Annotated in this window: 21 protein-coding genes; 10 read left to right on the top strand and 11 right to left on the bottom strand. The window is 34.3% G+C overall.

Annotation, left to right across the window (positions count from 1 at the left end; all coding sequences use genetic code 11):
* Positions 1-26 precede the first annotated feature (26 nt).
* Positions 27-812 (bottom strand): sulfite exporter TauE/SafE family protein, encoded by a 786-nt coding sequence (locus ACNQGO_RS03075; RefSeq protein ID WP_417984181.1) that lies wholly within the window; start codon positions 810-812, stop codon positions 27-29.
* Positions 813-1,111: 299 nt separating this feature from the next.
* On the opposite strand from ACNQGO_RS03075, the gene ACNQGO_RS03070 reads away from it, so the two are divergent.
* The gene (locus ACNQGO_RS03070) at positions 1,112-1,423 is read left to right on the top strand and encodes a rhodanese-like domain-containing protein (RefSeq protein ID WP_417984116.1); all 312 of its coding nucleotides are present in this window, start codon (positions 1,112-1,114) and stop codon (positions 1,421-1,423) included.
* Positions 1,424-1,486: 63 nt separating this feature from the next.
* Positions 1,487-3,067, top strand: a complete 1,581-nt coding sequence (locus ACNQGO_RS03065) for an NADP-dependent glyceraldehyde-3-phosphate dehydrogenase (protein WP_417978516.1) — start codon at positions 1,487-1,489, stop codon at positions 3,065-3,067.
* 429 nt (positions 3,068-3,496) lie between these two features.
* Here the strand turns inward: ACNQGO_RS03065 and katG are convergent, their stop codons facing one another.
* Positions 3,497-5,749, bottom strand: a complete 2,253-nt coding sequence (gene katG, locus ACNQGO_RS03060) for a catalase/peroxidase HPI (RefSeq protein ID WP_417984115.1) — start codon at positions 5,747-5,749, stop codon at positions 3,497-3,499.
* A 364-nt stretch (positions 5,750-6,113) separates the two neighbouring features.
* Between katG and ACNQGO_RS03055 the strand changes: the two genes are divergently transcribed.
* A complete protein-coding gene (locus ACNQGO_RS03055; protein ID WP_417984114.1) occupies positions 6,114-6,554 on the top strand; it encodes a tellurite resistance TerB family protein in 441 nt (146 codons plus the stop codon).
* A gap of 192 nt (positions 6,555-6,746) precedes the next feature.
* Here the strand turns inward: ACNQGO_RS03055 and prfB are convergent.
* Positions 6,747-7,842, bottom strand: a protein-coding gene (gene prfB, locus ACNQGO_RS03050) for a peptide chain release factor 2 (RefSeq protein WP_417984113.1) whose coding sequence is annotated in 2 segments (ribosomal slippage) — positions 6,747-7,778 and positions 7,780-7,842 — 1,095 coding nt in all. Because the reading frame shifts where the segments join, the coding sequence is not laid out codon by codon here.
* A gap of 188 nt (positions 7,843-8,030) precedes the next feature.
* On the opposite strand from prfB, the gene ACNQGO_RS03045 reads away from it, so the two are divergent.
* Complete coding sequence (locus ACNQGO_RS03045) at positions 8,031-9,053, top strand: threonine aldolase family protein (protein WP_417971524.1); 1,023 nt, start codon at positions 8,031-8,033, stop codon at positions 9,051-9,053.
* Between the two features lie 70 nt (positions 9,054-9,123).
* On the opposite strand, the gene ACNQGO_RS03040 is transcribed toward ACNQGO_RS03045, so the two are convergent.
* Positions 9,124-9,444: a YbaB/EbfC family nucleoid-associated protein gene (locus tag ACNQGO_RS03040; protein WP_309760666.1), complete on the bottom strand. Its 321-nt coding sequence runs from the start codon at positions 9,442-9,444 to the stop codon at positions 9,124-9,126.
* A gap of 70 nt (positions 9,445-9,514) precedes the next feature.
* Here ACNQGO_RS03040 and ACNQGO_RS03035 point away from each other — a divergent pair, with 70 nt between their 5' ends.
* Complete coding sequence (locus tag ACNQGO_RS03035) at positions 9,515-11,650, top strand: S9 family peptidase (protein ID WP_417984112.1); 2,136 nt, start codon at positions 9,515-9,517, stop codon at positions 11,648-11,650.
* Between the two features lie 71 nt (positions 11,651-11,721).
* Positions 11,722-12,762, top strand: a complete 1,041-nt coding sequence (locus ACNQGO_RS03030) for a cysteate synthase (RefSeq protein ID WP_417971518.1) — start codon at positions 11,722-11,724, stop codon at positions 12,760-12,762.
* Between the two features lie 279 nt (positions 12,763-13,041).
* Here ACNQGO_RS03030 and ACNQGO_RS03025 read toward each other — a convergent pair whose 3' ends face one another.
* From ACNQGO_RS03025 to gcvT, 4 genes are all read right to left on the bottom strand, one after another.
* Positions 13,042-13,752 carry a YebC/PmpR family DNA-binding transcriptional regulator gene (locus ACNQGO_RS03025; protein ID WP_417984111.1) on the bottom strand — a complete coding sequence of 237 codons (711 nt, stop codon included), beginning with the start codon at positions 13,750-13,752 and terminating at the stop codon, positions 13,042-13,044.
* Positions 13,753-13,813: 61 nt separating this feature from the next.
* Positions 13,814-14,848, bottom strand: coding sequence for a hypothetical protein (locus ACNQGO_RS03020; protein ID WP_417984110.1), 1,035 nt, complete (start codon positions 14,846-14,848; stop codon positions 13,814-13,816).
* A gap of 14 nt (positions 14,849-14,862) precedes the next feature.
* Positions 14,863-16,905 carry a carboxy terminal-processing peptidase gene (locus ACNQGO_RS03015; protein WP_417984109.1) on the bottom strand — a complete coding sequence of 681 codons (2,043 nt, stop codon included), beginning with the start codon at positions 16,903-16,905 and terminating at the stop codon, positions 14,863-14,865.
* Positions 16,906-17,988 (bottom strand): glycine cleavage system aminomethyltransferase GcvT, encoded by a 1,083-nt coding sequence (gene gcvT, locus ACNQGO_RS03010; protein ID WP_417984108.1) that lies wholly within the window; start codon positions 17,986-17,988, stop codon positions 16,906-16,908.
* Between the two features lie 303 nt (positions 17,989-18,291).
* On the opposite strand from gcvT, the gene ACNQGO_RS03005 reads away from it, so the two are divergent.
* The 3 genes from ACNQGO_RS03005 to ACNQGO_RS02995 all read left to right on the top strand — a co-directional run bounded on the left by ACNQGO_RS03005 (position 18,292) and on the right by ACNQGO_RS02995 (position 20,379).
* On the top strand, positions 18,292-19,146 hold the full coding sequence (locus ACNQGO_RS03005) for an NAD(P)H-hydrate dehydratase (RefSeq protein WP_417947925.1): 855 nt from the start codon (positions 18,292-18,294) through the stop codon (positions 19,144-19,146).
* A 77-nt stretch (positions 19,147-19,223) separates the two neighbouring features.
* The gene (locus ACNQGO_RS03000) at positions 19,224-20,018 is read left to right on the top strand and encodes a HipA family kinase (RefSeq protein WP_417971506.1); all 795 of its coding nucleotides are present in this window, start codon (positions 19,224-19,226) and stop codon (positions 20,016-20,018) included.
* Positions 19,996-20,379: a DUF3037 domain-containing protein gene (locus ACNQGO_RS02995; RefSeq protein WP_417984107.1), complete on the top strand. Its 384-nt coding sequence runs from the start codon at positions 19,996-19,998 to the stop codon at positions 20,377-20,379. The genes ACNQGO_RS03000 and ACNQGO_RS02995 overlap by 23 nt, the downstream gene beginning before the upstream one ends.
* Before the next feature lie 75 nt (positions 20,380-20,454).
* On the opposite strand, the gene ACNQGO_RS02990 is transcribed toward ACNQGO_RS02995, so the two are convergent.
* Entirely contained in the window at positions 20,455-21,645 is a 1,191-nt protein-coding gene (locus ACNQGO_RS02990; protein WP_417984106.1) for a BaiN/RdsA family NAD(P)/FAD-dependent oxidoreductase, read from the bottom strand.
* Positions 21,646-21,856: 211 nt separating this feature from the next.
* The gene (locus ACNQGO_RS02985; RefSeq protein WP_417984105.1) at positions 21,857-22,366 is read right to left on the bottom strand and encodes a GNAT family N-acetyltransferase; all 510 of its coding nucleotides are present in this window, start codon (positions 22,364-22,366) and stop codon (positions 21,857-21,859) included.
* A 246-nt stretch (positions 22,367-22,612) separates the two neighbouring features.
* Between ACNQGO_RS02985 and ACNQGO_RS02980 the strand changes: the two genes are divergently transcribed.
* Complete coding sequence (locus ACNQGO_RS02980) at positions 22,613-23,521, top strand: hypothetical protein (RefSeq protein WP_417984104.1); 909 nt, start codon at positions 22,613-22,615, stop codon at positions 23,519-23,521.
* 83 nt (positions 23,522-23,604) lie between these two features.
* Here ACNQGO_RS02980 and ACNQGO_RS02975 read toward each other — a convergent pair whose 3' ends face one another.
* The gene (locus ACNQGO_RS02975) at positions 23,605-25,014 is read right to left on the bottom strand and encodes a hypothetical protein (RefSeq protein WP_417984103.1); all 1,410 of its coding nucleotides are present in this window, start codon (positions 25,012-25,014) and stop codon (positions 23,605-23,607) included.
* Positions 25,015-25,559 lie beyond the last annotated feature (545 nt).

Raw genomic sequence — 25,559 nt, 5'->3', positions numbered from 1 at the left:
GTGATAAATGTTACTTTAAGATTTTATTAAAAGAAAATTTCCTTTGTAATGATGTACATGCCCATTACTAATACGAACCAACCAAAGATTGGTTTTAGTTTTGCTCCATCTATTTTTTTTGAAAGTTGGATGCCAATCAGCATTCCGATAAAGGCCATACCCGAAATAACTAGTAGAAACGAATAATTAATAGGGGCGCCAATGTACAAATCACCGCCAAAACCAATACTGGAATTTATAAAGATGATCAACAATGAGGTGCCAACGGCTTGTTTCATGGGTAAATTTGCAAAAAATAATAAAGCAGGAATGATTAAAAATCCACCACCTGCGCCCAGAAATCCCGTTACTATCCCAACTAGAAATCCTATTATGCCCAGTTGTGTGTAATTTGTTTTTGTTGGGCTTGAGATCGTTTTATTCTTTCGAATCATTGCAATGGCTGCGGCTATCATAAGGACTGAAAAAACAATCATGATTAGAAAACTTTTAGAAACTTGGTACGAAGCGATAGAGAAAAGCGTGGCTGCTATTTTTGGAAAAATGACTTCTCGAATGATTAATATTGAAAAAACGGAAGGCACTGCGAAGTATATTGCCGATTTTATTTTGAGATTTCCCATTTTGTAGTGGCTTACACATCCAAATAAAGCGGTAATTCCTACTATAAAAAGCGAATAACTCGTCGCAGTTTCAGGATCTATTTTAAAAAGATACACCAGAATAGGAATAGTAAGTATCGATCCTCCGCCTCCTATTAATCCTAAGGAGAGTCCAATAATAATTGAAGCTAAATAACCTAAATATTCTATCATAACGTAATTAACGGGTGGTTATTTTTTTGCCGACTAACTCGTAAAAGTAATTCAAATATATCAAATTATAGGCGAAATTTTCATTAAAAAAATGATTTAAGTCCTTCATTATCTATGTTTTATTTATATAATTCCTATAGGCTTTATAGACTATTTTTCGCAAAAATAGAAGCTGTAATTTTACACTATTGATTGTTATTGTTTTGCGAAATTGTTTTCTTATAAATAATCTCTAATTAACAATTGATGAGTTTATTATTAGGCAAAAACATCGTATTTTTACAAAAAACAACACTATGAATTTAGCACAAGAAGATTGGGTTTCTCAGTTTGAAGCAGATGAAAATGCAGTCATACTAGACGTCAGAACCGATGGAGAATTTAATGAAGGAAGTATAGCCAATGCTATTAATATCGATATTCATTTGGGTCAAGGTTTTGTAACCGAAATCGAGTCATTAGACAAAACCAAGAACTACTACGTGTACTGTCGTTCTGGAATGCGAAGTGCAAAAGCCTGCGAAATCATGAATGAATTGGGTTTTGAAAATGCTTATAACTTAGTTGGAGGTATTTTAGAATGGGAGGGAGAAGTAGTTACTCCATAAATCACTTTGACCTGTACTTTTCGTTTATTTAAAAATCTAATGTAATACTTAATCAATTTTTGTATGAATACTATACCAGAAGAATTTCAAATTAATACTTTATTAAATCAAGATACGTATTTAGTAGATGGTGAGTTAAAAAAATGGACGGGTCAAACCACAGCAGTTTTTTCGACCATATCTTCTACAGCAGAATATGCACCAACTATATTAGGTTCTGTTCCATTAATGGGAGAAGCTGAAGCTGCTGAGGTCGTTCTATCAGCTAGTACAGCATTTAATAATGGTCAGGGATTGTGGCCTACTATGAAAGTCACCGATCGAATAAAATGCGTTGAGGATTTTGTCAAGCAAATGAAAGCTACTCGGCAAGATGTTGTCAAATTATTAATGTGGGAAATAGGAAAATCATTAGGCGATTCAGAAAAGGAATTTGACAGAACGGTGGAGTACATTTATGATACCATTGCCAGTTTAAAGGAATTGAATACACGTAGCGCCCATTTTTCTAAAGTACAAGGAATTAATGCTATGGTTCGTAGAAGTCCACTTGGCGTTGTATTGTGTCTAGGTCCTTATAATTACCCATTAAATGAAACTTTTACATTGCTAATTCCAGCTTTGATAATGGGTAATCCTGTAATCTTTAAACCAGCTAAACACGGAGTTTTATTACTCTCTCCATTGTTAGAAGCTTTTAGAAGTAGTTTTCCAAAAGGAGTAATCAATATCGTTTATGGTCGTGGTCGTGACGTTGCATCACCTATCATGAAATCGGGAAAAGTTGATATTTTAGCTCTCATTGGTAACAGTAAATCAGCAATTGCATTACAAGATCAACATCCTAATAAAAATAGATTGCGTTTAATTTTAGGCTTAGAAGCCAAAAATCCTGCTATCATCCTTCCTGACGCTGATTTAGACTTGGCCATTCAAGAATGTATAGCTGGATCTCTATCTTTTAATGGACAGCGTTGTACTGCTTTGAAAGTTTTGTATGTGCATGAATCTATTGTAGAGGAATTCAATAAGCGTTTCACAGCCAAAGTTGATGCTCTTATTTTTGGAAATCCATGGGATAAAGCAGCTTTTCTGACACCTTTACCTGAAAAGGAAAAACCGAAATACATTCAAGATTTGATAGATGATGCCATTAATAAAGGTGCTTCAGTAATCAATGAAAAAGGAGGACAGCACACTCCTAACTACATATTCCCCGCAGTTTTATATCCTGTAAACAAGGAAATGAGAGTGTATCATGAAGAACAATTTGGACCTGTAGTACCAATTATTCCTTTTAAGGAAATTCAAGAACCTCTTAACGATATGGCTGAGTCCAATTACGGTCAGCAAGTAAGTTTGTTTGGAAAGGATATTAAAACCATTGCACCACTTATTGATATGCTAATTAACTTAGTTTGTCGCGTTAATTTAAATAGTTCTTGTCAACGTGGTCCCGATGTCCTGCCATTTACAGGAAGAAAGGATTCTGCTGTAGGTACGTTAAGTATTCATGATGCTTTGCGTTCGTTTTCCATTAGAACCTTTGTTGCCTCAAAGGATAACGACTACAATAATGAAATTTTACAAGCGTTGTTAAACAGTAAAGAATCTAATTTCATCAATACCGATTATATTTTATAATTTTTTTAAATTAAAAAATTGAGCCGTCCGTTTTTTGCGAGACGGCTTTTTTATGGATTTGAAGTTTGACCACGAGATTTTTATGCTCAAAAAATAATGTAAAGCATCAAATCTTTTTCTATAATTATAAAATTTTCATTGCTTTACGGTTTCCCGTAAAGCAATGAAAATGAAACCATTTAGATTTGCCGATATAGATTAATTTTTGGTTAATTATCTATACATTAACAGATGTCATTAAATGGCACGAAGCCATCCACAAGGAAGGAATAGTGCCACTTTATGGCTCCCAGTTCAGTGATTAGGAAAAATGATAAATAGGAATTAATCGCATCTTATAAATATTGATTAATCTGCAAATCAAACTATAAAACAAAAAAGGCGATCCGTTACCAGATCACCTTTTTCTAAAAATTCTAAATTCTAAAATTATACTAAATCAAAACGATCAAGTTTCATTACTTTAGTCCATGCAGCAATAAAGTCATGCACAAATTTTTCTTGACTTGTACTGTATCCATATACCTCAGCGAGTGCTCTTAACTCTGAATTGGAACCAAAAATTAAGTCAACACGAGTTCCAACCCATTTGATTCCTCCAGCCGTACGATCGCTTCCTATAAAGGCATCATCAGATTCAGATACTGCTTTCCAAGTTGTTCCTAAATCAAGTAAGTTTACAAAGAAATCATTCGTAAGCGCTTCTAGACGTTTGGTAAAAACTCCATTTTGAGACTGATCAAAGTTGGTATTCAATACCCGCATACCACCTACTAGAACTGTCATTTCTGGAGCTGTTAAGGTTAATAATTGTGCCTTGTCTACTAACATTTCTTCGGCGGAAACGGTATATTTTGTTTTTACATAATTACGGAAACCGTCTGCTTGCGGTTCAAGAACTGCAAATGATTCCACATCTGTTTGTTCTTGCGATGCATCCGTACGTCCTGGAGAAAAAGGAACAGTCACAAATTGACCAGCATTTGCAGCAGCTTTTTCAATTCCGGCGTTACCTCCTAAAACTATCAAGTCAGCGATAGAAACTTGTTTACCACTAGCTTGTGCACTATTGAACTCATTTTTAATATTTTCTAAAGCATGTAAAACGCGTTCTAGTTGCGCTGGATTATTTACTTTCCAATCTTTTTGAGGTTCTAAACGAATACGAGCGCCGTTCGCACCACCACGTTTGTCAGATCCGCGGTAAGTTGATGCCGAAGCCCAAGCCGTGCTTACCAATTCAGACACTGTTAAGCCCGAGGTAAGAATCCTTGATTTTAATTGTGCAGCATCTTGCTCATCAATTAATGCGTGGTTAACAGCGGGAACAGGATCTTGCCAAATTAATTCTTCAGCAGGAACTTCGGGACCTAAATAGCGTACTTTTGGCCCCATATCACGATGTGTAAGTTTGAACCAAGCTCTCGCAAAAGCATCATTAAACTCTGCTGGATTGGCTAAAAAGTGTCTAGAGATTTTCTCATATGCAGGATCTATTCTCAAGGATAAATCAGTCACCAACATGAAAGGTTGATGCGTTTTCGTTGGGTCATGCGCATCAGGAACGGTTCCAGCACCAGCATTGCCAACAGGTTTGAATTGGTGTGCTCCAGCTGGACTTTTAGTCAATTCCCATTCAAAACCAAATAGATTTTCGAAATAATTATTACTCCACGTCACAGGTGTAGTAGTCCAAGCACCTTCAAGTCCACTTGTAATCGTATCTGCACCATTTCCAGTTCCATACGTATTTTTCCATCCAAGACTTTGTTCTTCGATTGAAGCACCTGCTGGTTCTGCTCCAATGTATTTGTTTGGATCAGCTGCACCGTGGGTTTTCCCTAAGGTATGACCTCCAGCGATCAAAGCTACAGTTTCGTAATCATTCATAGCCATACGGCCAAATGTTTCTCTAATATCTCGTGCTGCCAAAAGTGGATCAGGATTTCCATCTGGACCTTCTGGATTTACATAAATTAATCCCATTTGAACTGCAGCCAATGGATTTTCTAATTCACGATCACCAGAATAACGGCTATGTGGCTCTGTGCTTAATGACAACCATTCTTTTTCAGGTCCCCAATAAATATCTTCTTGAGGCTCCCAAACATCTATACGGCCACCTGCGAAACCAAAAGTTTTAAAACCAGCAGATTCGAGTGCGCAGTTCCCAACGAGAACCATTAAATCGGCCCAAGAAACTTTGTTTCCATATTTTTGTTTGATTGGCCATAATAGTAAACGTGCTTTATCTAAATTTGCGTTATCTGGCCAACTGTTTAGGGGTGCAAAACGTTGCGTTCCGAAACCTGCTCCTCCGCGACCATCAGCAATACGGTATGTTCCTGCACTGTGCCAAGCTAATCGAATGAAAAAGGGTCCGTAGCTACCATAGTCAGCGGGCCACCAATCTTGAGAAGTAGTGATTACATCAGTAATATCTTTTTTTAATGCTTCTAAATCAACTGATTTGAATTCTTCGGCATAATTAAAATGAGCTCCCATTGGATTAGATTCTAATGAGTTTTGGCGCAAAATATTCAATTTTAATTGGTTTGGCCACCAGTCGCGGTTTGTCTTACCATTTCTCTCACTTTGTTTTGGAGCATTTGCTCCGGCAGAAAACGGGCACTTGCTTTCGCCATTTACATTGTAGGATGTGGGTCTTGAGTTATTTTCCATATTTGATTATTTTTAGTATTTTCTAAAAACGAATTTACTAAAAAATATCCATAGCTATTTTTATTTCAATAGATAAAAACTATGAATAAAATCGATTTTAGTGATGTTTGGATTAGTTTAATTAGTTCAATGCCGTAACTGTCAATTTTTTTAATTCTTTATATTGGTGTGATTTATAAAATTTTATGTGTTGTATCCCCGACTTTTTTTAAGTTGATATGGGTTCATATTGTATTGGCTAACTCTTCAAGTACTAATTTGTTCGCATTAAAAAGCATACATAATTTGTTATAAATCATAATTTATTGATAAATGCTAGTAAAATTTCAAGGACTAGGAACTAATTTTATAAAAAAAAAACAATATGAATGTAGTTAATGATAACAATAACAGTAGTATAGTAACTACCGAGCTTGAAGCTTGGTTTGGAATTTTGTATTCTTGTATTTCGACTGACAAGCAAATTACAGCAAATGAAACAAATATATTAACTAGAATAATCTATTCTAAACAGAAGTTTGCTGGGGTAGACATTGTACCACTTTTTTTAAAATCTTTTGATTTAAAAGAACGATTGGGGCAATTGACGTTCATTTCAGCTTGCTGCGAACGAATAGAGGAAGAGGATAAAAATATGCTTTTTGCTCTTGCCTTAGAAGTATTGCTGGCTGATGGTATTTTAGAGAATGAGGAAAAAAATCTTATTGAAACAATTTCGAATTTACTAAAAATTGATTCTAAAATGTCTAGTAAAATAATTGAAGTAATTTTTTTAAAGAACAAAGGGAATGTGAAGGGAATTTAAATTTTTAGAAAATGCCCATAGTGCATCATTTTATAATCAATTCTACAATAGTTATAGATAAAATATGTAATTTATTGCTGTACTTGTTTAATGATGAAAAACCTCTTAACATTTTAAAAAAAAATGTTAAGAGGTTTTTACATAATAATTTGATGGAGGTGATTATTTTTATTGTAATAAATAATGTAAATATTATTCTTCTTTTTGTCCCATCATCATTAGATAAGCTTTCAAGAATTCATCAATTTCACCATTCATTACACCATCAACATTACTGGTTTCATGTCCTGTTCGTACGTCTTTTACTAATTTATAGGGTTGCATCACATAATTTCTAATTTGCGATCCCCATTCAATTTTCATTTTTCCCGCTTCGATATCAGCGCGCTGTGCTTGTTTCTTTTTTAACTCAATTTCGTACAATTGAGATCGTAACATTTGCATGGCTCGTTGCCTGTTATCTTGTTGCGAACGTGTTTCAGAACATTGTATTTGTATTCCGGTTGGTTTATGAAACAATTGTACTTTAGTTTCTACTTTATTTACATTTTGTCCTCCCGCACCACTGGATCGGGAAGTCGTAATCTCGATATCAGCAGGATTGATGTCAATTTCGATACTGTCATCTACTAGCGGATATACATAAACGGATGCAAAAGAGGTATGACGCTTGGCATTACTGTCAAAAGGAGATATTCGAACTAATCGATGTACACCGTTTTCACCTTTTAAGTAACCAAAAGAATAATCGCCTTCAAATTCGAGTGTTACGGTTTTTATACCCGCAGCTTCTCCTTTCTGGAAATTCAGTTCTTTGATTTTGTAGCCGTATTTTTCGCCCCACATCATGTACATGCGCATGAGCATTTCGGCCCAATCGCAACTTTCTGTACCACCAGCACCTGCGGTAATTTGCACGACTGCACTCAACGTATCACCTTCATCCGAGAGCATATTTTTAAATTCAATCGCTTCAATATGATTGGATGTAATCAAATATTGTTCGTCTAATTCTTCGGCAGTAAGTTCTCCTTCCTTGTAAAAATCATAGGCAAGTTGCAATTCGTCCGTCATTTCGACAGCCTTATTGTAATCTTCAATCCATTTTTTTTTGTTTCGGAGATTTTTCACCAGCAATTCTGCTTCTTTGGCGTTGTTCCAAAAATCAGGAGCAAAAGTTTTCTCTTCTTCGTTTGAAATCTCAATTAGCTTGGCATCAACGTCAAAGATACCTCCTCAACGCACCAAGGCGCTCTACAATACCTTTAATTTGTTCGGTAGTTGTCATAAAATTATATTATTTTGATAGGTCTGTTTTCAATATTTATAAAAAATTCCGTTGTGTACTATATTTAGTTTAGTTTTAACTGAACTAGTTTGAATTAACAAACGGTATTATGTAAATTTGTGGCACAAAAATAGAAAAATTTTACTAAGAGACAATTTTCAAATTGTTCATTCTGATAATAAATATATATGGAAATAAATTTAATTAGCGATACGATCACTAAGCCTACGAACGAAATGTTGCAATACATGTTTAAAGCAGTTGTTGGTGATGATGTGTACAAACAAGACCCAACAGTTATTGAACTTGAAGCAAAAGTTGCAGCAATGTTTGGCATGGAGGCGGGACTTTTCTTCCCTTCAGGAACAATGGCCAATCAAACTGCGATAAAATTACATACACAACCAGGGGAACAATTAATAGCAGATAAATATGCGCATGTATATCATTATGAAGGTGGAGGAGCTTCATTTAATAGCGGTGTTTCCTGCTGTTTATTAGATGGAACTCGCGGAATGATTACTGCGGAGCAAGTGGCGGGAGCAATTAATGATCCCGAGTTTTATCACAGTCCATTAACAAGTTTAGTTTGTGTAGAAAACACAACAAATAAAGGGGGTGGCGCGTGTTATGAATTGGAAGATTTGCAAAGAATCAAACAAGTTTGCGATGCAAACAATTTAAAATTTCACTTGGATGGTGCCCGAATTTGGAATGCTTTGGTAGCTAAAAAGCAAGATCCGAAGGCATTTGGAAAGTTATTTGATACTATTTCTGTTTGTTTATCTAAAGGGCTAGGAGCGCCAATTGGTTCAGTTTTATTAGCGGACAAAGCTACAATTCACAGAGCGTTGCGTATTAGAAAAATACTAGGTGGCGGAATGCGTCAAGTAGGTTATTTGGCAGCAGCCGGAATATATGCTTTGGATAACAACATAGAACGACTTTCTGAAGATCATAGAAGAGCTAAAGAAATTGCCGAGGTACTTAAAAAGTTAAGTTGGGTTGCTTCTGTAGAACCTGTAGAAACAAATATTTTGATTTTTTCTTTGACACCAAATTGTAACGAAAAGAATTTAATCGAAGTCTTAAAACAAAAGAACATTTCAATCAGCTCGATGGGTCACGGTAAACTGCGAATGGTAACGCATCTAGATTATAGAGAAGTGATGCATACTTATGTTTTAGAAACGCTCCAAAAATTGGTTTAAAAAGGTATGAGTGATGAATTATGAGTTTTTCAAGTTGTTAAACTCATAATTCAAAACTTATAATTCATACTTATTTAAACAAATTATCCATTCCTGGAATCATAGGCATATCCATTTTTGCAACAGCATCAAGTTCAGCTTCATTTACTTTTGTAGCTTTAGCAATTGCTTTATTTAAAACTAAAATTAGGTAGTCTTCTAATTGTTCTTTGTCTTCCAATAAAGAATCATCAATAGTTATTGATTTAACAGAACGATTAGCGGTAAGTGTTACTTTCAATAGACCATCTGAGCTTTGCTCGTCTACAAGAACCGTATCCAAGCGTTTTTTAGTATCTTCTATTTTTTGTTGGGTTTCTTTAAGTTTACCCATCATTCCCATTAAATCCATGTTTTCATTTTTTTACGTTTATTAAAATACAAAATTAGTATATTGCATAGTCATATTCAATAAAATATTCATGAAAAATACACTTGTCAGAACTGCTCTTTGTGTTATTTTTGCATCTTCATTCACCAATACAAAAGCACAACAGATGTCAAATAAAAGTCCAATTCCAGTAGCTAAAATAATTCCGAAATCATTAGGAAAACATAATGAAACAAGAATTGATAATTACTTCTGGTTAAATGACAGAGAAAACCCCGAAGTTATTGATTATCTAAATAAAGAGAACACCTACTATGATGCTATGACGGCACATACTAAAGATTTTCAAAAAGAATTGTTTGAGGAAATGAAAGGCCGCATTAAGGAAGATGATCAATCAGTTCCATATTTATACAATGGCTATTATTACATCACTCGTTTTGAGAAAGGACAGGATTATCCTATTTATTCTAGAAAAAAAGGAAGTCTTTCTGCCAATGAAGAAATTTTATTTAATTGTAATGAGTTGGCCAAAGGACATTCCTACTTTCAATTAGGAGGTTTGAGTGTGAGTCCGGATAATAAATTTGCAAGTTTTGGAATAGACATTGTTGGAAGAAGAATTTACACGATACAAATAAAAAATCTTGAAACTGGAGAAATCCTTTCGGATAAGATTGAAAACGCTACTGGAAACTCCGTTTGGGCAAACGATAATAAAACCATTTTTTATACCAGACAAGACAAAGTTACTCTGCGATCTGATAAAGTTTTCAAACATAAATTAACCACAGATGCTGCGGATGATGTTTTAGTTTTTAATGAAAAGGACGATACCTTCAACGTATCAGTGAGTAAAGAAAAATCAAAAAAATACATTGTAATTGGTTCAGGAAGTACATTAACGACTGAATATAGAATACTTAATTCTGATACTCCAGAAGGAGAATTTGTGGTTTTTCAACCCAGAGTTCGTGGTTTAGAATATAGTATTTCTCATTTTGGAGACTCTTTTTACATTTTGACCAATAAAGATAAAGCAACCAATTTCAAGTTAATGAAAACGCCTGAAGAGGCTACTGCAAAAGAAAATTGGAAAGATGTAATTGCGCATAGAGAAGAGGTTTTACTTGAAGATATTGAGATTTTTAGCAATTACTTGGTTGTTGAAGAGCGTTCGAATGGATTAAATCATATCCGAATAATGCCTTGGAGTGGGAAAGGAGAGTATTACTTGCCTTTTGGAAGTGAAACGTATAATGCTTATACGACCACAAATGTTGATTTTGACACTGATATCCTGCGTTACAGCTATCAATCATTAGCAACGCCGTCTTCGGTTATTGATTTTAATATGAAAACCAAGGAAAAAGAAATTAAGAAAGAGCAGGAAGTTCTGGGAGGCAAATTTGATAAAAATAATTATATAGAAGAACGCGTTTGGGCTACAGCTACTGATGGTACTAAAGTGCCAATCTCTATGGTTTACAAAAAAGGATTAAAAAAAGACGGTAAAAACCCATTATTACTTTATGCGTATGGTTCGTATGGAGTTACAATGGATACGTACTTTTCATCGACACGTTTGTCTATTTTAGATAGAGGTTTTGTTTTTGCAATAGCGCACATTCGTGGTGGTGAGGATTTAGGAAGACAATGGTATGAAGACGGTAAATTATTGAAAAAGAAAAATACTTTTACGGATTTCATCGATTGCTCAAAGTTTTTAATTAATGAAAAATTTACGTCGCCTAAACATTTGTATGCCGAAGGTGGTTCAGCCGGTGGATTGTTAATGGGAGCAGTAGTCAATATGGCACCGGAATTATACAACGGAGTGATAGCTCAAGTTCCTTTTGTAGATGTAATTACCACCATGCTTGATGACACGATTCCGCTTACCACAGGGGAGTACGATGAATGGGGAAATCCAAATGTAAAGAAATACTATGATTATATGTTATCGTATTCGCCATATGACAATGTAAAAAAGCAAAATTATCCTAATATGTACGTTTCGACTGGACTTCATGATTCACAAGTACAATATTGGGAGCCAGCAAAATGGGTTGCTAAATTGAGAACAAACAAAATAAACGATACTGTTTTGTATCTAAATACGAATATGGATGCGGGGCACGGCGGTGCTTCAGGACGATTTGAAGCGATAAAAGAATTGGCAAAGGAATATAGTTTTTTATTAGATTTAGAAGAAATAAAAAACTAATTAGATTTTTTTTGTTAAATTTGCAACGTTCGTGGTTATGTTGAAACTGGTACACGACTAACTATTTTTTTATGAAAAAAGAAATAAACGCTTTCAATAATGTCCTAGAATTAATAGGGAATACTCCACTTATTAAGCTAAATAAAGTTACCGAAGAATTAAAAGGTAATTTCTATGCCAAAGTAGAAGCCTTTAATCCAGGTCACTCCTCAAAAGACAGAATAGCATTATATATTATAGAAGAAGCCGAAAAGAAAGGAATTTTATCTCCAGGTGATACGATTATCGAGACTACATCAGGCAATACTGGTTTTAGTTTAGCTATGGTGAGCATCATAAAAGGATATAATTGTATTTTGGCAGTGAGTTCTAAGTCTTCTAAAGATAAAATAGACATGTTGCGCAGTTTAGGAGCGAAAGTATATGTTTGCCCAGCGCATGTATCTGCTGATGATGAACGATCGTATTATAATGTAGCTAAACGATTGCACGAAGAAACAAAAGGTTCGGTTTACATTAATCAATATTTTAATCAATTGAATATTGATGCACATTATAAGTCTACTGGACCAGAAATTTGGAAACAAACAAATGGTAACATCACACATTTAGTTGCTTGTAGTGGTACGGGTGGTACAATTTCGGGTACTGCAAAGTTTCTTAAAGAACAAAATCCGAATATCAAGATTCTTGGGGTTGATGCTTTTGGCTCGGTATTGAAAAAATATCATGAAACACGAGAATTCGATAACGATGAAATTTATCCTTACAGAATCGAAGGTTTAGGTAAAAACTTAATTCCATCAGCAACGGATTTTGATCTTATTGATAAGTTCATGAAAGTAACTGATGAGGAAAGCGCGCACTCAGCCAGAGAAATTGTTAAAAAAGAAGGATTGTTTGTAGGCTATACCTCAGGTGCAGTAATGCAAGCCATTCGACAATATGCTGAGGAAGGAGAATTTGATGAGAATAGCAAAGTAATCGCTATTTTTCCAGATCACGGTTCTCGTTACATGAGTAAAGTATTTAGCGATGATTGGATGAATGAACAAGGTTTCTTTGACAGCATCAACGAAGAAGAAGCTCAAAAAATAGAATTTATCAAATAGATCTTTTAGACTTCTTAGATTTTTAGACATAAAAAAACTCCATCAGCATTAGTTAATGGAGTTTTGTCATTTTAAACAAGGTCATTCCGTTTATTTGTCATTTCAAAGAAGGAGGAATCTCATCAGGATGGTTCTCTTTGTGTGAGATTCCTCCTTCGTCGGAATGACAAAGTACAGGATAAAATTGGAACAAAAAAAGACTCCAAAGCAATGCCTTGAAGTCTTTTCTATTATTTATTAGGTAATTTTTCTAAGGTAGTCTGTAATAAAATAAGTCTATTACTCCTCCATAGTGTGATACACGTTCATAACGTCATCATCTTCTTCTAATTTTTCAATGAGTTTTTCAACATCGGCTACTTGTGCTTCAGTCATTTTCTTTGTGATTTGAGGAATTCTTTCAAATCCTGAAGAAAGAATTTCTAGGCCTCTATTTTCTAATTCTTTTTGAATCGTACCAAAACTTCCAAAAGGAGCATAAATCAATATACCGTCTTCGTCTTCAAAAACTTCTTCAGCACCAAAATCGATTAGCTCTAATTCTAATTCTTCAGGATCGATTCCGTTTGCTGGAATTCTAAAATTACAAGTATGGTCAAACATAAATTCAACCGAACCTTGCGTTCCCATTGTTCCGTTGCATTTGTTAAAATAACTTCTAACATTAGCCACAGTTCTGTTGTTATTATCCGTAGCAGTTTCAACTAGAATTGCAATTCCATGCGGAGCATATCCTTCAAATAAAACTTCTTTATAGTTTGCTGTGTCTTTATCAGTAGCTTTTTTAATGGCACGTTCTACATTTTCTTTAGGCATATTGACTGCCTTTGAATTTTGAATAACAGCTCTTAATCTAGAATTGGCTTCAGGATTTGGACCGCCTTCCTTTACGGCCATTACAATATCTTTTCCTATTCTGGTGAATGCTTTGGCCATTGCTGACCACCTTTTCATTTTTCTTCCTTTTCTAAACTCAAACGCTCTTCCCATTTCTTTTTCTTATTTTGAACTACAAAAATACAGTTATTAGTTATTTTTTCAAATATTTTTATTAGTCAATTGGAACGTGTTTTGAAATAAAATTTGTTCCAGTTGTATTCCAGTTATTAATAGCGATGGAGCGCTCTGTATTGAACTGTGTATTGAGTTTATTATATGTTCCAACTTCTTTATTTAATGTATTTACCAGCGCATTGTAATTATCAATTTCTGCTTTTGATCTGGCACCGGCTTTTTTATCATCCATTATTTTTTTACTTTCCTGAAATTTTTGATTGAGCATCATAAAAGCAACAACTCCAGGAGCGAATTCTAACGCTTCTTTTTTAGTGAATTCTAATACTTTTTTGGTGGCATTTACAAGCATTACATCATTTTTGTAGGCTTTAAATATCTTTAGTTTTTCTAAACCTTCATTCGAATATTGTTCTAGTGCGTTACTGCTTTGTTGTATTGCATTCAAGTCATTTTGAGCAATGGCTTTCATTAAAACAGATTCGGTGAAATTTACTTTAAAAAAGAGCAAATACAATTGGGTATGGTTTTCAAAAACTTCATTGGATAATTTCATTTTTTTACCCAATTCACTTTGATCTTCCCCAATTTGAATACCATATTTATTAGCAAATATTTTTTGATTGGCATTTAATTTAGCTACTTCTTCATTGATTTTAGCATTGACTAAATCCCTAGCCATAATAAAGGCTTCCATATAATCATAAGATTGTTCTGCTACTTCCTGCATGTCAATTATTTTATCATATTCTTGATTGATCTGTTTTTCAGATATGGCCAAGTAAGCTAGCAGTTGATTTTGATATTCAAGATCACCTTTGTAACCATCCTTAAGAGCTTCAAATTTTTTAGTAGTATTCTGTATACTTTTGACTAATGCTTTGCGGGTTGCATCAATTTTTCTAGCATTTTTACTGTGTGCCACTGCCGAAGTATATTTCCAAGTTGTTCTTGAAATAACCTCTGTTTCTTTACTGATATAATTCAAATAATCAACTGGAGTTTTGAATTCTTGAGCATAGCTAATAGGTTTTAGTAACAAAAGAAATAAAAAGGTAAAAGTTGGTTTCATGTTCGTTAATTGCTTTATTTGGTTAATGTATAATAATCATTTAATATCGAAATTGCCTCTTCTAGATAAGGATTGTTTTTGACTTCCTTAATTTTATACTTATTAATGTCTTGTTGAAAATCATCAAACTTTAATTGCTCTGTATCAAAAGAATTATTAACAAGCGTAAAAGTACTTTCTGTATCAACTATTTTTTTTATTTTTTTCCATAAAGAATCCATTTCATGCGCATCATCAAACACGTCTTTTAGTGCCAATCGTGTAGGTTTTTTAGGATTGTTGTAAATCGAATTAATTTGTTGGTTTGCAGCCTTGATTTCAATAAAACGAGTATTCGTCTGTACTCTCTTTTCACTTAAAGCAGCTAGCGCTTGAAAATTGATTTTTGAAAACGGATTAAATCTGGCTTTTGTTGCAATCACATCATAGTGTAGTGCGGTTTTAAAACTGACTTCACGCGGAATGATACTATCAAATAAAATGGGTAATGCAATGTCTGGAACAATTCCTTTAATTTGATGACTATCACCCGTAATTCTGTAAAATTTTTCAATAGTCAGCTTCACAAAATCCTGCAGATTGTTTTGGTCTAAAGGTAAAATAGTTTGCATGGTTGCTTTTCCAAGAGATGTACTGCCAATAATTGTAGCTCTATTGTAATCTTGCATTGCCGCAGCAAAAAACTCACTTGCTGATGCTGAGTTTCCATTTATCAATAACACAATTGGTCCATTGTAAGAACTACCTCGATTAGCATCTTTTAGTATGGTTTGTTGGTTCTTGCTGTTTAGCAAGACTGATACGGGGCCAATGTCTAAAAACATTCCTGCTAATTTCATCGCTTCCTCCATAGAGCCACCACCATTATTTTGCAGATCAATTACCAATCCTTTAACATTGTCTTTTTGAAGTTTTACAATTTCTTTGGCAACATCATCAGCACAACCCTGAATCGAATAGCCATTAAAATTAGAGTAAAAACTAGGAATATTAATATAGCCTACTTTTATTTCTTTTTCTGCTATGTAGCTAAAAACGACGTTTTCTGTGGCTTTCATCAGCTTTTTTTTGAGACGTACTGTTTGTACGTTGCCATTTTTTTTCTGAATCGTCAAATCGATTTCTACATTCAAATCAGAAAGGATTAATTCTCCAATTTTATCTATTGCGGCACATGAAACCGAAAATTCATCTCCTTTTGTGTTGGATACTTTTACTATTATGTCATCTTTTTCAAATTGCTCCGTTTTGGCAGCTGGTCCACCTGGAACGATTTCTTCAATAACAATTTCCTCTTTTTCATTAAACCCAATATTCAACCCTAACGAAAGATTGCTAGTTGATAAACCCGACATAAAACTAGATTTTGCATCCACTGAAAAATAATTGGAATGTGGATCAAAATAGGTGCAAAAGATATTCAAAAAAGTATTTTGGAGGTCTTTTTCTAGTCGGTTTGTGACTTCTAGAACACTATTTACTTTGCATAAGTTAGTTTCAAATATTTTTGCTTTTGCAGTTTTTTCCATTTTTGAAAAATTCTGCTTTAGCGAATCTAAATTGGTACTTAACTTGGATATCTCCTCAAGAATATCATACTTAATTCTTTTTCTCCATACGCGTTGCAAATCGTTTAAAACTAAATCAAAAGGAAAACTTTTCTTAGAAAATTTTACAGAGTCATTTGTGCTATAATCAAAAGTCTCTTTTTGTATTTCTTCCAAAACTTTCTTTTTGCGAACCAAGGCTTCTCTGTATGCTGTAACCAAATCAGCCATAAAAGAGCAATCACTTTTCAGAATATAATTATCAAGTTCTAGTCTATGTTTTCGTAGTTTATCATATTCCAACTTGGTAAATAAATTTCTGTTAGCATCTAAATTATCCAAAAAACTATCAAAAACAAAAACCGATAAACTGTCATCTACCGGTTTTGGTTGGAAATGTTCGCGTTGCAATAACGCATTTATTTTAGAAAGTGTTTCACAAGTTTTTGCTTCATTTTGACCAAAAAGTGAAAACGTAGCGAGCAACAATACAAGTGAAAGTTTCTTCATTTATTGCTTATAAAAAGGTAATTTTACTACTTTCGCAGGTACATCATTTTTACGGATTCGGATAAAGATAGCGCTTTCCAAAGCACTGTTTTCCACAGTTACATAACCCAAACCAATCCCTTTATTCATGGATGGCGACATAGTCCCCGAAGTTACAATTCCGATTACAGTTCCAGCAGCATCTACAATTTCATAATCGTGTCTTGGCACCGCACGTTCTTGCATTTCAAAAGCAATCAGTTTTTTAGTAACTCCTGCATCTTTTTGTTTTTTTAGATTTTCAGAATTCGTAAATTCTTTAGTAAATTTTGTAATCCATCCCAAACCAGCTTCTAGCGGAGAAGTGGTATCGTTGATATCGTTTCCATACAAACAGAAACCCATTTCCAATCGCAACGTGTCACGAGCCGCAAGACCTATCGGTTTAATACCAAAAGCCTCACCCGCTTCAAAAACTTTATTCCATACTTGTTCTACTTCTGAATTTTTACAATAAATCTCAAAACCTCCAGAACCAGTATATCCTGTAGCCGAAATAATTACGTTTGCGATACCGGCAAAATCTCCCACTTCAAAATGGTAATATGGAATTGCTGATAAATCTTTTGAAGTCAAGGATTGCATTGCTTCAACTGCTTTTGGTCCTTGAATTGCTAATAATGAATAATCATCCGAAAGGTTTTTCATCTCCACACCCAAGTCATTTTGAGTCGAAATCCAATCCCAATCTTTGTCAATATTCGACGCATTTACGACTAATAAATACTGCTCTTCTTTCATTTTATAAACCAGCAAATCGTCTACAATTCCACCATCGCTATTTGGTAAGCAAGAATATTGTGCTCTTCCAATAGTCAAAGTAGAAGCATCATTTGAAGTTACTTTTTGAATCAAAGCCAATGCATTTGGACCCGTAAGCAAGAATTCACCCATGTGAGATACGTCAAAAGCACCCACGGCATTGCGCACCGTTTCATGTTCTGCATTTACTCCTTCATATAAAATAGGCATATTGTATCCAGCAAACGGAAGCATTTTTGCTCCCAAACTCTCGTGTATGTGCGTAAGCGCAGTATTTTTCATTGTGTTTTTCTATAAAATTTGAAGTCGCTAATTTATTGATTTTATTTCGGGTGACAAAGGCAGAGCGAAGCAAAGTTTAAAGTTTCAAACGTTTTCGGAATAATCTATACTGTAGGATTTATAATAAGTATTTTTAGGAGCTAATTCCTGCTATCCGCTGTATTCCCGCTTAATAAAAATTACGGCTAAAAAGCCTTGTTTTTATAAAGCGGGAGATGCCGCTTTTATCAGGGCTATGGAATTTCGGTTCAATGAACGAATTTGTTTCCTATTAAATCCGTAATTTTAAACAAATAACTTTCAATGAAAAATACTATTTACATCGACCAAAAAGAAATCCTGAAACGCTACAAACAACCAGACAAACATACCCACAAAGGAATGCAGGGACACGCTTTACTCATTGGCGGAAGCTATGGCAAAATAGGAGCAATGAGCTTATCCTCTAAAGCCTGTTTGAAAACTGGTTGCGGATTAGTTACCGTTTTTATTCCAAAATGTGGGTACACTATTTTGCAAACCGCGATTCCCGAAGTCATGGTTTTGACAGATGTCAACGAAGAAATAATCTCTAATATTACTTTCGAAATTATACCACAGGCGATCGGAATTGGTCCCGGATTAGGTCAGGCGGTAGAGACTCAAAATGCGTTGTATCAATTTTTAAAAACCAATAAAGCGCCTTTAGTGATCGATGCCGATGCATTGAATATTTTATCCAAAAATAAAGAATGGTTTTCTTTAGTACTGCCCAAAACAATCTTAACGCCACATCCCAAAGAATTGGAACGTTTAATAGGAAAATGGGATTCTGAAGAAGAGAAAAGGAGTAAAGCAATCTTCTTTTCTAAACAATACCGAGTTATAATCGTAATGAAAGGCGCACCTACTCAAATCATAGATGGCGAAACCGTTTATGAAAACACCACCGGAAATGCCGCTCTCGCAACCGCAGGAACTGGCGATGTTTTGACGGGAATGATTACCAGTTTATTGGCACAATCCTATGAACCCATTAGTGCTGCAATTCTTGGTGTGTTTCTCCACGGATTAACCGCTGATATTGCGTTGACAAAAACCGGTTATCAATCCTTTATTGCTTCAGATGTAATTGCTAATATTGGGAAAGCCTTTTTGAGTTTAGAAAAATTGGAGTAAATAGTTCTCATAAATGAATTTCAACCTACTTATTTGTAAGTTTGTATCCAAGCAAAATTGCTTTATCCAATTCGATTATGGAAAAAACACCTCATCTTAGAACCGTAAATGTTACGCGATACATAACTCCATTGCGGGAAGGCGGTTCTTTGCCTGCGCTCGCTGAAGCGGATGATGATTTTAAATATGTACTGAAATTCAAAGGTGCCGGACATGGCGTGAAAGCTTTGATTGCCGAATTAATTGGCGGAGAAATAGCTCGCGTTTTAAACCTAAAAATGCCAGAACTCGTTTTCGCAAATCTCGATGAAGCCTTTGGCCGTTCAGAAGGCGATGAAGAAATTCAGGATTTGCTTCAAGGCAGTCAGGGACTCAATTTGGCGCTTCATTATTTATCGGGAGCTATAAATTTTGATCCAGTTGTCACTTTGGTTGACCCAAAACTAGCCTCGCAAATTGTTTGGTTAGATGCTTTTATCACTAATGTCGACAGAACGTTTAGAAACACCAATATGTTGATATGGCATAAAGAATTATGGCTGATCGATCATGGTGCAAGTCTTTATTTTCATCATTCTTGGACCAATTGGGAAAAGCATGCTCAAAGTCCTTTTGCACTGATAAAAGACCATGTATTATTGCCTCAAGCTTCCTTATTGTCAGAAACGGATGAAATATTCAAAAAAATATTGACGAAAGAGGTATTGCAAAATATCGTGAATCTGATTCCGGAAGTATGGCTCAATTGGGAAGATACCGATGAAACTCCCGAAGCCATTCGGGAAGTCTATTTTCAGTTTTTATCCATACGTTTGAACCATTCCCAAACTTTTATAAACGAAGCACAAAATGCAAGAAAAGCACTTATATGAGTATGCCGTAATCCGTGTTGTGCCTAGGGTAGAACGCGAAGAATTCCTCAATGTGGGTATTATTTTGTTTTGTAAAAAAGCCAAATTTATCAAAGTTTTATATTCGGTAAATGAAGCCAAACTCCAACTTTTTTCATATGATTTGGATGTAGAACAACTGCATTTAAATGTACAAGCTTTTGCAAAAGTGGCACATGGCGAAAAATCAGGCGGACCAATAGGACAATTTGATATTCCATCGCGTTTCCGTTGGTTGACTGCTCTTCGCAGTTCTGCCATTCAAACTTCGAGACCTCATCCGGGGTTATGCGATGATTTGGAACAAACCACGCAACGCTTGTTTGAAGAAATGGTAATGTAAATAAATTTAAAACTCTTAGAAAGTCATTTCGGAATCAAAATACTTTTTTAGAATCCAAACTATAATCCATAAGATTTAAGGAATGCTGTTCAAGTGTCGCGCAAGATGCATCCCCATACTAAAGCAAGCCTGAAGAAGATATCCACCAGTGGGTGCATCCCAGTCGAGCATTTCGCCAATACAATACTGTTGTTTTTTATTTTTCAATTGAAAATTTTTATCCACTGCATGCAGCTGTATACCGCCTGTTGTGGATATGGCATCATTTAGCAAACCAGAACCAGTTACTAGTATGGATAAATTTTTTATATGGTGAGCTAATAATTCTGGATTGAGGTACGTTTCTTTATTTAGATATTTTTTTAAAAGTCCAACTTGTACTAAACTAAGTTTTACGTCTTTTAACAATGTTTCGCTCGTTTTTTTAAAAGTCGATTTTCTAATTTTGTCAAGCAAATCTTCATAACGCAAAGTAGGTTTCATGTCCAGAAATAGTGTGGCTTGGTGTTGGCGATCTAATTCCTCCCGAATTTGTGGACTCAAAGCATAAATAGCATTGCCTTCTAAACCAAAACGGGTAATAACCGCTTCACCTTTTTGTCTTTTGTTCAAACAGCTAATTGCAATATTTTTAAGCGGACTTCCTTCAAAAGCTTCCATAAAATCTTCTGGCCAGTTCACACGATACGCGCAATTCGAAGACTGAAAAGGAACGATTGGAACATTTTCCTTTTCAAATAAATCAAGCCAAGAACCATCAGAACCGGTTACTTTCCAGCTGCCTCCGCCTAGGGCAAAAATGGTATAGTCCGATTGTATTACTGTTTCTGTATTGAAAACAAGATCATTGTTACTCGTCCAGCCTGTCCAAGTCTGTTGGTATAGAATGGTAACTTCCTGCTTATTCAAAACATTAAGAATTGCGTTGAGAACCGCAATAGGCTTTATACCAATTTCAGGATATACGCGATTGCTACTCCCGATGAACGTTGGAATACCTATGGAATCAATCCAATTCCTAAAATCGGTGTTGTCAAAATCAAGGAGTGCTTTTTCCAGAAAATGAGGCGGAGTGTAGCGCGCAATCAATTCAGCAATGGGTTCTGAATGGGTGAGGTTGAATCCTCCTTTTCCAGCCACTAGAAATTTCCTTCCCAGTGTTTTGTTTTTCTCGTAAACAGTAACCTTGAATTTTTTATAATCCAATAATGCTGCAAGTATAAGTGCTGCGGGACCTCCTCCAATAATCGAAACTGATTTTTTCACGTTATAAAAGTAGGTTTTGTTTTAGCTATTTTACTCTAAAAGGACTTTTATCTTATTGTTTGAGCATAACTCGAAAGTAGGAAATTCTCATTTTATTGATGTTTCTACTACTTTATGGTAGGGCTTTTGAAAGTATTCATTTAAGAAAGAAAATTTTTCTCTCTAAGCTTTTGGACGATACCTTTCGTAAAGCATCAAAATATATTGAAACCTATCCTATTCTTTTTTCCATCACTATGAATTCTAGCGATTCTGCAGCAATAGGAATATGTACATCACTTGCCGGAAAAGGTTCTCGTTCTCCTGTATCTTCATAACTGTTTCGTTTGTACCAAGCAATCAACTCGTTGCGAACCGAAATTACTGTCATCACAATTTTTGGTAATCCTAAGTCTTTTGCATGGATTTCGGCGTGTTGTAATAATTTTTTTCCAACGCCACTGTTTTGTAATTCGGGTGAAACGGTAAGCATTCCTAAATACAACTGTTGTTCTTTTTGAACTAACAACACACAACCTATTATCTGGTCGTTTTCAGCAAATTTTAAAATGGTATTTTTAGGATTCAGAATTATTTCGGTCAATTCTTCTTCTGTTGTGCGGAGTCCTTCAAGTATATTGGCTTCAGTGGTCCAACCTTTTTTAGAGGATTCACCACGATATGCCGAATTGATTAATTGATTCAAAAAAGAAACGTCTTGTAGGATTGCTGTTGTTATCATTAAAAAGAATTGAGTAGTTTTTATTTTTCCAAAGGTAAAAAAAGAAAACTATAATTGCTTTTCGTTTGCAATTGAGTCCGTTTAGGGTAGCGCTTAAGAAAGACAGAATCAACGAATAGGTAGTAGATAATTGATTATTTAAATTTTTATTGCTTTTTTTGATAAAAATAGTAACATACTGTGATGCTGTGTTGGTTGTTTTTAGTATTTTGCCATCAAAACAATTCTACAATAAAATTGCATAACATGAAATATAGAGTAGCAACTTCGTCAGCAAATCTCAGAGATTTACCGTCTGCGAATGATAATTCTACAATTTTAGCAGAAATACCTTTTCGACTTACTTTCGACTTAGTAGATAAAACAACAGCTGATTGGTGGAGAGTAAGGCTATTGAATACTGATAAAGAAGGTTTTGTGTGTTCTAATGAAATCGAACCTATTGATGAAACCTCACAAAAAGTTTCTGATATCGAAATCCCTAATTTCGAACCTAGTTCTAATGGTACTTTAGAAAATAAAGTTGATACATACAAACCTCTTGGTCAATCAACTATTCCATTTAGAGATATGACTACTGTAGCTTCAAAAAAAGCAACAATCAATGCTATCATTGAAAAACTAAATGTTGAAAAAAGTTTTAGATATCAAAAAGACGAGGCCGATACCTATTGTAACATTTATACCTTTGATTTTTGTTTTTTTGCCAAGGTTTACATTCCAAGATTACGATGGACCGATAAAGCTATTGTTCTGCTCGAAAAAGGAAATGAAGTACCCTTAGTTTTTGATGATACTGTGCGGCCTTTTTATTCTAATTATATCTACGACTGGTTTGAGCAATCCTCAGATATTTTTGGATGGGAAAAAATAGATGATGTAGATGCTTTGCAAACCAAAGTAAACGAAAATGGAGGAGTAGGAATCATTTGTGCCAAAAGATTCATTTTAAATAAATCAGGTCATGTGGTGGTTGTTGTTCCTGAAACAGAAACAGAAAAAGCATTTAGAGTTAATGTGAAAGTTATTTATCCATTGCAGTCGCAAGCAGGAATGAATAATTACAACTATTTTTCGGAAATTAGAGGAGCATGGTGGGACAATAAAGACCCTGAAAAAGGATATTCATCAGCTATCTTTTTTTATCACGAATAGTACTCAAAAAATAATGAGGATTAAATGCATTAAGTAGAATAAGCAGTTTTATTTGTTTAAAACTGCACTTCAACTGCAACTACTTATTTTGAAATTAATAACGAGCTGCAAAAACCATTTTCATAATACCTGTCGTGTAAACCCGTATAGATTTGGTTGTAAATTGCAATAGGATCTGTAGCATCTAATTTTGTAGCTAGTATTTTTTCTAACAAAGCAATATAATTTGTTGGCACAACGGTTTCTTTGCCATTGATTATAGATTCATAAACAAAATTATTCCATTCTAGGTCACATATTGGGTTGTCGATATCGTTTAATATCGCATGATCCATGATGAAAATTAAAAAATTCAAAACTTCTTTTAAATGTTTTTCATCAAAATAGTCAAATATTCTAAACTCAATCCCATGATTTTTATGCTTGTGAAAATTGACATCTAGACCTATTTTATCAATTTTTTCGTAATCAGAAATTTCAGCGTAACGATTGACCCACCACAACGGATTTTCGTGCATCGGATGCGCATTAAAATTCATTTGAACCAGCTTTCCTGTTTTCATTACATCTGTATCATACGTACCCACACCAATGTATCTGGACATTGCACAACGCTGCGATGCTTTTGTTAAGTTTACGGTAGTGTCATTGTGCGAAAGGTAATCTGAAGATCCAAACTTAACCATAAATAATGGACTCAGCCACTGGAACAAGCGTATTGTACGTTGGTGTTTTTTTATAAAATCTACTTTGTCTTTAATTTCGCCATCCTTATTTAACTCCGTCGGAATGGTTAAATTAAAATGATACGTCATATTATTGAAGACAGAATAGTTTTCATTATTAGAAACAAATATTGCAAAAGGATGATTTTCAGAACATATTTTTATGTTCCCAAATTGTGAAAATATGTTTTCTTTGTACAACAGTTGCTGCAAGTTTACTGTAAATTCTTTCTTAATGGTATTTAATTCTGCAATTACACTATCTACATCTTTTTTATAAAAATCTTGGGTTACAAATTCAATGGTATCACCATCAAAAATGAATTTTTTTTGATGTTCGTCAATAAAATAACGGTTGTGTTTTTGTAATAATTCAAAAATGCTTTCCCCAATATACTCCGGATTTGGTATATTGTCAATTGTATCCAGTGTTTTATGCTGATTGTTTACATCTGTTTTTGTGAAGGAATGAGAATTCATCAAAACAGGAATGCTGTAACTCTTATCAGTTAATATTTTTTGTAACGAATTCTCAAATACGTTTTCTTTATAATTACTAAAGTGGTTTATGCTATACTTTTCACGAATTCCATTAGTTAAAAAGAAATTTTTATCCACCTTGCGCTGCAAGTCAAACTCCAAATAGCACTCATTTTCGATACCTACTCCCCAATAAAAATCATTCGATTGATATTGGGTTCCATATTCTTTGTGCTTATCTAATAACTCAATTTCAAAACTAACTTCATTCATGTTTTGATCTGTCATAAACGTCTTTCTCTTTTTTTAAGTGCTTTGTTACTATAAGGGTAATTGTGATGTACAGTTATGTTGCTTGAGATGCCACATAAATCCGAATATTTTTATTTAAAACAAAGGTAAACCAGTTTTGAATTATTAAAAATTGGATCTATAAATCAGATTTATAAAAAAATTAAATTCTGATTTTGACCACTTAATCGGATTGCAAAAGTAGTTAAAATTAATGTGTAAATCAATAGGGTTATTCAAATTATTTCAAGGCTTTTTTAAATCCAGTTTTTCACTGTAAATTTTTAATTTTTAATGTCTTAGCGCATTGTTTTTTGAAGTAAATATATAAAAATCAATGATGCCTACTGGTTACATTATTTTTAATACGTTAGTAATTAGAGATTCATTTTATAAAAAAAATTGCTGGTAATAATTGGATGTTTTTTGGAGCATATTATTTGTTTTTTCATGGTGAGTTTGTCCATAGTAGTGCTGTCCTTTTATATGTGTTCTCTGGTGTAAAAGGATGCTGTGACTATTGGGTTTCAGAACACTTTTTT

This window comes from Flavobacterium frigidum, from assembly GCF_048286735.1.
GTDB lineage: Bacteria > Bacteroidota > Bacteroidia > Flavobacteriales > Flavobacteriaceae > Flavobacterium.
Note: the sequence above shows the minus strand (reverse complement) of the source record. Positions and strands in the feature narration are given on the sequence as shown.

Coding starts and splice junctions, on each gene's coding strand:
- ACNQGO_RS03035 (WP_417984112.1), top strand. CDS start 9,515: ATGAAAAATACACTTGTCAGAACTGCTCTTTGTGTTATTTTTGCATCT.
- katG (WP_417984115.1), bottom strand. CDS start 5,749: ATGGAAAATAACTCAAGACCCACATCCTACAATGTAAATGGCGAAAGC.
- ACNQGO_RS02985 (WP_417984105.1), bottom strand. CDS start 22,366: ATGATAACAACAGCAATCCTACAAGACGTTTCTTTTTTGAATCAATTA.
- ACNQGO_RS03055 (WP_417984114.1), top strand. CDS start 6,114: ATGAATGTAGTTAATGATAACAATAACAGTAGTATAGTAACTACCGAG.
- ACNQGO_RS02980 (WP_417984104.1), top strand. CDS start 22,613: ATGAAATATAGAGTAGCAACTTCGTCAGCAAATCTCAGAGATTTACCG.
- ACNQGO_RS02995 (WP_417984107.1), top strand. CDS start 19,996: ATGCAAGAAAAGCACTTATATGAGTATGCCGTAATCCGTGTTGTGCCT.
- ACNQGO_RS03045 (WP_417971524.1), top strand. CDS start 8,031: ATGGAAATAAATTTAATTAGCGATACGATCACTAAGCCTACGAACGAA.
- ACNQGO_RS03015 (WP_417984109.1), bottom strand. CDS start 16,905: ATGAAGAAACTTTCACTTGTATTGTTGCTCGCTACGTTTTCACTTTTT.
- ACNQGO_RS03070 (WP_417984116.1), top strand. CDS start 1,112: ATGAATTTAGCACAAGAAGATTGGGTTTCTCAGTTTGAAGCAGATGAA.
- ACNQGO_RS03065 (WP_417978516.1), top strand. CDS start 1,487: ATGAATACTATACCAGAAGAATTTCAAATTAATACTTTATTAAATCAA.
- ACNQGO_RS03005 (WP_417947925.1), top strand. CDS start 18,292: ATGAAAAATACTATTTACATCGACCAAAAAGAAATCCTGAAACGCTAC.
- ACNQGO_RS03040 (WP_309760666.1), bottom strand. CDS start 9,444: ATGGATTTAATGGGAATGATGGGTAAACTTAAAGAAACCCAACAAAAA.
- ACNQGO_RS03030 (WP_417971518.1), top strand. CDS start 11,722: ATGAAAAAAGAAATAAACGCTTTCAATAATGTCCTAGAATTAATAGGG.
- ACNQGO_RS03025 (WP_417984111.1), bottom strand. CDS start 13,752: ATGGGAAGAGCGTTTGAGTTTAGAAAAGGAAGAAAAATGAAAAGGTGG.
- ACNQGO_RS03000 (WP_417971506.1), top strand. CDS start 19,224: ATGGAAAAAACACCTCATCTTAGAACCGTAAATGTTACGCGATACATA.
- ACNQGO_RS03020 (WP_417984110.1), bottom strand. CDS start 14,848: ATGAAACCAACTTTTACCTTTTTATTTCTTTTGTTACTAAAACCTATT.
- gcvT (WP_417984108.1), bottom strand. CDS start 17,988: ATGAAAAATACTGCGCTTACGCACATACACGAGAGTTTGGGAGCAAAA.
- ACNQGO_RS02975 (WP_417984103.1), bottom strand. CDS start 25,014: ATGACAGATCAAAACATGAATGAAGTTAGTTTTGAAATTGAGTTATTA.